Genomic DNA, 7658 nt, shown 5'->3' with positions numbered 1-7658 from the left:
GTGTGCGTCGTAATCAGTTACGTATATGATCTCATGAATCCCGTCGTTTTTCTAGGTGTGGAGGATTTGACGCTTACCTTACCTCTGGGAAAATTTTCGCAAGACTGGGACTGATTCGAATAGAAGCGACCGGCCCAAACAATATTATCCAATATTTGTTTCTCCATCACAAAGGAGTTACCGTATCCCAGAAATGGTTTGGAATTCTTCTGTCGATTATTGGGATTTTAATGAATCAGCTGTGGGCGATGAGCGTATTATTTATCCCATTACTTCGACAGGTGAAGAGAAGGTTTGGAAGTGGGGTATTGACCGAATTAAACAATATCCTGATCATATCAAGATTGAGATAAATAATGATGATATTCAAGTGTACCGGCGAAATTATAGAAATGATGAAGGTTCATTGCCTGGAACTTGGTGGGATAAAGCAAGCTATGCAGCCGGGTCTCATGGTACGAATCTGTTAACTGATATATTCGGTAAAAACAGGCAATTTCTTTTTCCGAAATCTATATTTGCTGTGATGGACTGCTTGCGAGTATGTAATGCAACTGAAAAGGAAATTATATTTGATTTCTTCGCAGGTTCGGGGACGACAGGTCATGCAGTTATTAACTTAAACCGAGAGGACAATGGCAAACGAAAGTATATCCTCGTTGAAATGGGAGAATATTTTAACACTGTCACAAAATCTCGTGTAATGAAAATAATTTATTCAAATGATTGGGATAGTGGAAAGCCATCGAGTCGTAAAACGGGCGTATCCCACATAATGAAATATATTCGTCTTGAAAGCTACGAAGACGCACTTTCTAACATCCAGTTATCAGACAAAGGTCTTCAGATGCAAGCATTGTTTGGAGAAGAATACCTTGTGAATTATATGCTTGATATTGAATCAGAAGGTAGTCTGCTTAAGCTGGATTACTTTAAGACTCCATTTGAGTACAAACTGAAAGTTACGGAAAAGAACGAAATCAAGGAAAAGGTTATCGAATTGGTCGAAACATTTAATTATCTTATTGGACTTTCTGTTTCGCGTCAAAGTGCAGTGGAATATTTTAATGCAGTTTCCGATGAGAAAGGCTCTTACGAAGGCTCTGTACGACTTGTTAAAGATACAGGGGGCATTTATGCATTTAAGCAAGTAGAAGGAGTATTGCCAGATGGCCGTCGAGCGCTAATTATTTGGAGAAATATAACGGATAATTTGATTGAGAGCAATGCTGCTCTAGATGCTTATTTCGCCAAGCATCGAATTAAGCCCCATGATCGTGAATTTGATATCATTTATGTCAATGGTGACAACAATTTAGAAAACATGCGTACAGATGATGAAAGCTGGAAGGTTCGTATGACGGAAACTGATTTCAAAAAGCGTATGTTCGAGGAGGTGTAATCTGTGCCGCCTAGAAAAAAACAAAATGAGCCAACTGCTACCTTCAATGAACAACTCGTACTGTTCGAGTATTTCTTGCAGCAGTTTGGGAAATCTACGTTGAAAGGATTGGTGGGAAAGCTCAACGATTCTGACTACGAGGGCTATGATGAAAGTCAGCATACTCATTTCTCTAACTTTCTTGTTCGGCTCTGTGCATTAAATAAAGATGAGGTAAAGATTAGCAAAGACAAGCTCAGTATTTATGATGAAAACATCTGTCGCTATGTCAAACAAATTGGAGAAAAACGCGACAATGTCGTGTTGAAATACTTCCAGTACATCGCTCTGTTGTTTACTGAAATGTACCTGGATCGTTATTTTACGGAACAGGATCGTTTCATTTCTGACTTGAATCACTTTCTGGAAAAGAAACGTACAGACACTTTAGGACAAATTGACTTCAAACTTTATACAGCTGAAAGCATGAGAAAGCTGGCTTTCATGTGTGCAACGGGTAGCGGTAAAACGCTGATTATGCATATTAACATCTTGCAATATATACATTACTTAAAGAAGGCCCAGCGATTGAACAATCGTCTTGGAATCAACAAGATCATTCTGCTTGCACCTAATGAAGGGATGTCTATGCAGCATCTGGACGAACTAAAACAGTCGTCCATTAAGGCAGATTTGTTTAAAAAGGATATTTTTTCAGCAAATAATGATGGTGTGATCATTATTGATATGAATAAGCTCAAAGATGAAGGTAAAGTGAAAACCGTCTCTATTGAAAGTTTTGAACAGAATAACCTTGTTCTTGTTGATGAAGGGCATCGAGGTCTTTCTGGTGATGTTTGGTACGATTATCGCACTCGTCTGTCCGCTGAAGGGTTTGCTTTCGAATATTCTGCAACGTTTAAGCAAGCATTGAAGCCTAATAGCTCCAAGTTGGAAGATAAGCAACTTATGGAGGATTACGGGAAATCCATCATCATGGATTACTCGTATAAGTATTTCTATGAGGACGGATACGGGAAAGATTACCGCATTTATAACCTTAAGGAAAGCATTGACGAGGAACAGCGCCATCTATACCTGACGGGCTGTATATTGTCTTTCTATCAACAATTAAAACTGTTTGAAGGTTATGGAAAGGAGTACCAACCTTTCCACATTGAAAAGCCTCTACTCATTTTTGTTGGTAATCGTGTAACGGCTTCTACGTCAAAAGCAGAGCTGACTGATGTTGAAGAAGTATTAGATTTCATTGATAAATTTGTAAAGCGTAAAGAAAGTACGATATCTCGTATCAAGGCCGTACTTGAAGAGGATACCGGACTGATTGACGCAAGAGGAAATGAGCTCTTCTTTCATGATTTCTTGGCATTGCGTTCCATTTTTGGTCATACTCCTGATGCCGGGGATGTTTATAGAGACATATTGAAGGTTGTATTTAACACCGACACCGTTTCTGACGAACCTCGGCTTCATATCGAAAATCTAAGACAGGTTCAGGGAGAGATTGCTCTTAAAATTGGTGAGTTTGGTGAATATTTCGGCGTAATCAACATCGGTGATACAGCAACATTGGTCAAGAATTGCGAGGATAAAGGTATAGTTACCAAGACTGAGGAGTTTCTCAGTGAATCGCTATTTCGTTTGATCAATAGCAAGACATCTAATATTAAGGTTCTTATTGGTTCTCGTAAATTTACCGAAGGCTGGAACAGCTGGCGTGTCTCTACGATGGGCCTAATTAACTTTGCAAAAGGGGAAGGTTCGCAGGCAATTCAGCTTTTTGGACGTGGCGTACGCTTGAAGGGATATAATGGTTGTTTAAAGCGTAGCCGGAGCCTTGATAAGAATGTTAATGTACCCAAACATATAGAATTGCTTGAAACGCTGACGATCTTCGGGATAAAGGCTCAGTACATGGAGGATTTTAAAAAATATCTCGAATTGGAAGAACTGCCTACAAACGAGAATGTGTATGAGTTTAAGTTGCCGGTGATTAGTAGATATGATGAAGTAAAGGCTAAGAAATTGCGTGTTATTAAAGTGAAAGACGGAATTAACTTTAAAAAGCAAGCAAAAAGGTTAGTTCTCGATGTGCCAGATGAGGGCTTTCTGCGCTATCTTACGAATAACAAGGTTACAATTGACTGCCGCTCTAAAGTACAAACAATTGAATCCAGTTATAGTGCATTAGCGCTTCAATCAATAACTGAAGAACATGCATTAGATAATAAGTATTTGCTTTTTCTAAACTATGAGCAAATGTTTGAGGAGTTAGAGCTCTATAAGAATGAGAAGCTTTATTATAATATCATTATTGATAAGGATAAGTTGCAATCTATTCTGAGTGTGAGTGGCTGGTACTCGCTAATCATACCGAAGAGCCACTTGGAAATTGATAAAGTAGAGAAACTATACGCCGCGGCTGATTACTGTGTCATGGCTTTGAAAAGTTACATGGACAAGTTTTATAAGTATAATAAAGAGAAATGGGAAGCACCATATCTTGAGTATCAGGAGCTCTCCGAGAAAGATAACAATTTCATATCAGAATACAGTATATCCTATACCGCCTTGACCGAAGGAGATAAAGGCTCGGAGATATTGGATGATTTAATTTCCAAGATTTCCGACATTCTTCAGACAAGCAATTGGTTTGAGGATTATGAGAAGAGTGCCTTCAGGGATACATTTATTGCTTTTGATTTCCGATCACATTTGTATGCTCCGCTTATATGCCAAAAGGCGAACGGTCTGAAAATACAGGTGTCTCCTGTTAGTTTAAATGAGGATGAGAAGACCTTTGTAGATTTGCTCAAGGAGTACACGGAACAAAATACTGATATTTTTGCCGATAAAAATTTGTACCTTCTTCGAAATAAAAGCAAAGTGGGTATGGGCTTCTTTGAAGCTGGTAACTTCTATCCTGACTACGTTCTATGGATTGATACATATGACGTTCAGTATATTTCATTTATCGATCCTAAGGGTTTGTTGAGGACGATGCCGGATGATCCAAAGGTTAATTTCTACTCCAAAATTAAGGAGCTAGAGGCACAACTCCAGCCTTCCAGCAAGGATAAGAAAATAGTTCTTAATTCTTTTATCATGTCGGGAACACCGTCATTAAACTTGAAAATGTGGTGGAATATGAGCAAGCCTGAGCGTGAGGCAAAGAACGTGCTTTGTCTTGACAATAGTGACTGTATTGAAGTAATGATTGGTAAGATTTTGGGATAGAAAAATCCATATTCGGACTCCTCGGCTGTGCAATGATTTTATCCAAAAGTAACTATTTTAGAATCTGTGGGGCAGTCTCAGATGGTAAAAAAGGTGAATCGTTGAATGAAAAAGGAGCTAAGCAGCTTGTATGTGCTTAGCTTTTTCTTTTTTGCGTCTATTGCCGCTTTCTTCAGCAGGTTATGGGCAAGCGAAAGCCACTCGACCTCTAGACTTACTTTAGGTAATTAGGTAAGCCTCGAAGCAGAAATCGCATGGTAAAAATTCTTTTCGTAGGAAGTGGTAAAACATCTTTCAATGAAAACCGGCTATGTTCCGGAAGGCTTTTAATTTTATACAAAATGAAGTGATTCTCCCGCGTCAATGGGAAGCCATTGCCTATTAAAGAAGGTCGAACTTAAATCTGCATAGTACGTTGTTATGGGTAATCGACATTTTAGAAATGAGCCGATATGCATAAACGAAAGATGATAGATGTCTTGTATAATAGCATCAATTGGGAGGGAACCTTTTTTCTTTATTATTTTAATGGGCTGTGCAGTACCGACTCTCGAATGTGGATTTGTGGCAATTAAATAGGCTAAATCATCTTTTATATAACAAATTCCCTGTTTTGTTTCCCAACCTTGCTTTTTCACGTTTAAAGCCATTCTGCGATTCGTCTTTTTAATGATTTCTACCATGTCGTACTCTACATTTAAGCTGTTCATCACTTCATCCAAGTTTTTTAAATCTTCTCTGCAAACCCCATCGCGATGAAACGTAATGTGTTTCGGCATTTCTTTAAAGTGCTGTCGATATTGATCAATTGCGGAATACACGATCTGACACATCGTTTCGTGCCGAATCTTTTCTCCAGCCTCATTTGATGTATTCGCCTTACTTGATAAAACTTTGCCGTCTTTGCCCACGACCTGTACAATACCCGCTGAGTGCCTACCAGCTTCATGTGATACATCAAGTCCGATAAAACAGTCAGATGCGAGGGGAGAGTCCAAAACCCACGGTTGTATGCCGGATTTAGAGTATAGCCCTAACAGTATATTACCAAGAATGTAATCATCCGTTTTTTGCAGTGTTTCCATCGTAACGAATTGTGTTGGGATAGAAGAGTTGCCACCGAATTCCTTTTTGATGGCATCATACCACATTCCAGCTATCTTTTCAGTTGTGATTACAAGCGTAAGCTCCTGAAAAGCGGTGTTAGTCAATTCTTTAAGTAATATGGCAAACTGATGCGGGTTCGTAAAATCGATTGGTTTATTTCGATACGTTCCAGATTTTTTCAGTATCGTAAGCGGTACCCCCCATTTTTGAGACAACATGCTTAACTTCTCGGTAAATGAAGTAATTGCCGTTAGCTTGGTTTCAAAAAATTCCGGATAAACAAGTAGATTGATCGATAGTGGTTGCGGTGCTATGACGCCGCCTTTATCGAGACCATACTTTGGCTGCGTTCCAGTTGTACTTTTTCCAAATGAAAGATTAGGGTTATCAAATTTTTTTACTTCATATCCAGATTGTTGTACAAGTAACTTCTGTTTAGAAAATGTCAATTTGTCGGTCCGTGCTAAAATTTTCTGCATTTCGGCTAATAAGGTTGATATCTTCTGGTTGGCATTTTGTTTATAAATGTCCGATGTTTGACGGACAACGGCAGTCGGAAGTGAGGCAAAAGTAAGTTCCTTTTGAAGCATGGCTGGCGCATAGGCAGCTCGAAGACCATTTTGCATTTTTACATAAACAACTGGCATTTTCGGATCTAATTTTTCAACTTTCCATTCCTGTTTTCGTTCTTTAACAAAGTAGTCGATTACGGATTGTTTGAGTTCTGGAATTGCCTCATCGATCGTAGCGCTTGAAACTTCGTCGAATTCGTAGTGCAAGTTGTTGTATTTGTCGATAACGCGATCGCCTTTTGTAATGGAGTTTTCCTTTAATAGATCGTAGACTGATTCATTGGTTCGGTAACTATGATTTAAATCAAAACCAACAGCAATAACACCTTCTTGATTTACAGTTACATCGCATTGGATGACACGATGGATTGAGACATTTTGGACAACTTTTTCTGCTCTCAACCAAGTGAACTTACGTCTTCCCGCGGCGATTTCATTTCGAGGCTGAACATTTTCAATCGTCCGCAATAGCAAACGCTCAAGAACCGTTCGTTCCGTTGATGACATAGGGTCGATTGATCTAGTTTCATGCTTAATGAATGTATATTGTCCCCAATTATCAATAGGCTTCCATGCAATAATAAGGTGTTCGAAAAAATCGATGACATGGGATTTATTCAATTTTCGTAAATCTGAGCATGCATGTCCATTTTCTTTATGCAGCTCGAAAACGTTACGCACCGGTAAAGTATATAGATGAACGGTAAGATCACTTGTTTTAGTTTCCGATATCCATTCAGTAAGTACGTAATGTGCTACTGGATTCATATGTGTTTTTCCCCCGAAATTATACATGGTACTTTTTTACTATACATGATTATAAGCACCTTATCTACCCTATATTAATAAATGGATGAGCCACGAAATCCCCAAATGGGAGTTTTGCAGACTCTACAGTTGCTCCTTTAATCCCTAGTAATGCTCCTAAACAGAGTATGGACATCTGTATTTCAGACATATAAATCATCGCTCAAAAAGTATCGTTGCTTCGTAGTGGGTACAACTATTATTCATGCTTGTCTCTGAAAACCTCTAATTCTCTTTGTTCTTGACTGGCCAAATCGTCAAATACTTTACTTAAATTGCTATCAGATACGTTGTGTTCGTCAATAAAAGCCTTATATCTTAATCCGAATTTTTCTGTGCTTATCATTTTTACTTCGGCTTATTTCTTCTTGGTCTAATATTTCTTTAAACTGCTCTTCATAACTCAAACATCTCTCATCACTCACAATAAATGAATAGGTTAAATTGTGTTGCAAGTGTGAGCGTCAAATACTCACCACCTTTCAAGAACCTCAAGCTCATGAGAAAATGAAGGTATCTTGAACGGGAGGTTG

The 7658-nt window shown here is 38.6% G+C and carries 3 protein-coding genes; 2 read left to right on the top strand and 1 reads right to left on the bottom strand.

Annotated features, from left to right (window positions below; all coding sequences use genetic code 11):
• The first annotated feature begins 193 nt into the window (after positions 1-193).
• On the top strand, positions 194-1402 hold the full coding sequence (locus NLX71_RS25700; RefSeq protein WP_254366624.1) for a DNA methyltransferase: 1209 nt from the start codon (positions 194-196) through the stop codon (positions 1400-1402).
• A 3-nt stretch (positions 1403-1405) separates the two neighbouring features.
• On the top strand, positions 1406-4639 hold the full coding sequence (locus NLX71_RS25695) for a DEAD/DEAH box helicase family protein (protein ID WP_254366623.1): 3234 nt from the start codon (positions 1406-1408) through the stop codon (positions 4637-4639).
• 332 nt (positions 4640-4971) lie between these two features.
• Here NLX71_RS25695 and NLX71_RS25690 read toward each other — a convergent pair whose 3' ends face one another.
• Positions 4972-7086, bottom strand: coding sequence for a Piwi domain-containing protein (locus NLX71_RS25690; RefSeq protein ID WP_254366622.1), 2115 nt, complete (start codon positions 7084-7086; stop codon positions 4972-4974).
• Positions 7087-7658 lie beyond the last annotated feature (572 nt).

Source organism: Paenibacillus sp. MZ04-78.2, assembly GCF_024213375.1.
In the GTDB taxonomy this organism is placed as follows: domain Bacteria; phylum Bacillota; class Bacilli; order Paenibacillales; family NBRC-103111; genus Paenibacillus_G.
The sequence above is the reverse complement of the archived record's forward strand: the minus strand, read 5'-3'. Positions and strand labels throughout refer to the sequence as shown.

Excerpts from the sequence above, each read along its gene's own strand:
- NLX71_RS25690 (WP_254366622.1), bottom strand. The coding sequence starts at position 7,086 with ATGAATCCAGTAGCACATTACGTACTTACTGAATGGATATCGGAAACT.
- NLX71_RS25700 (WP_254366624.1), top strand. The coding sequence starts at position 194 with ATGGTTTGGAATTCTTCTGTCGATTATTGGGATTTTAATGAATCAGCT.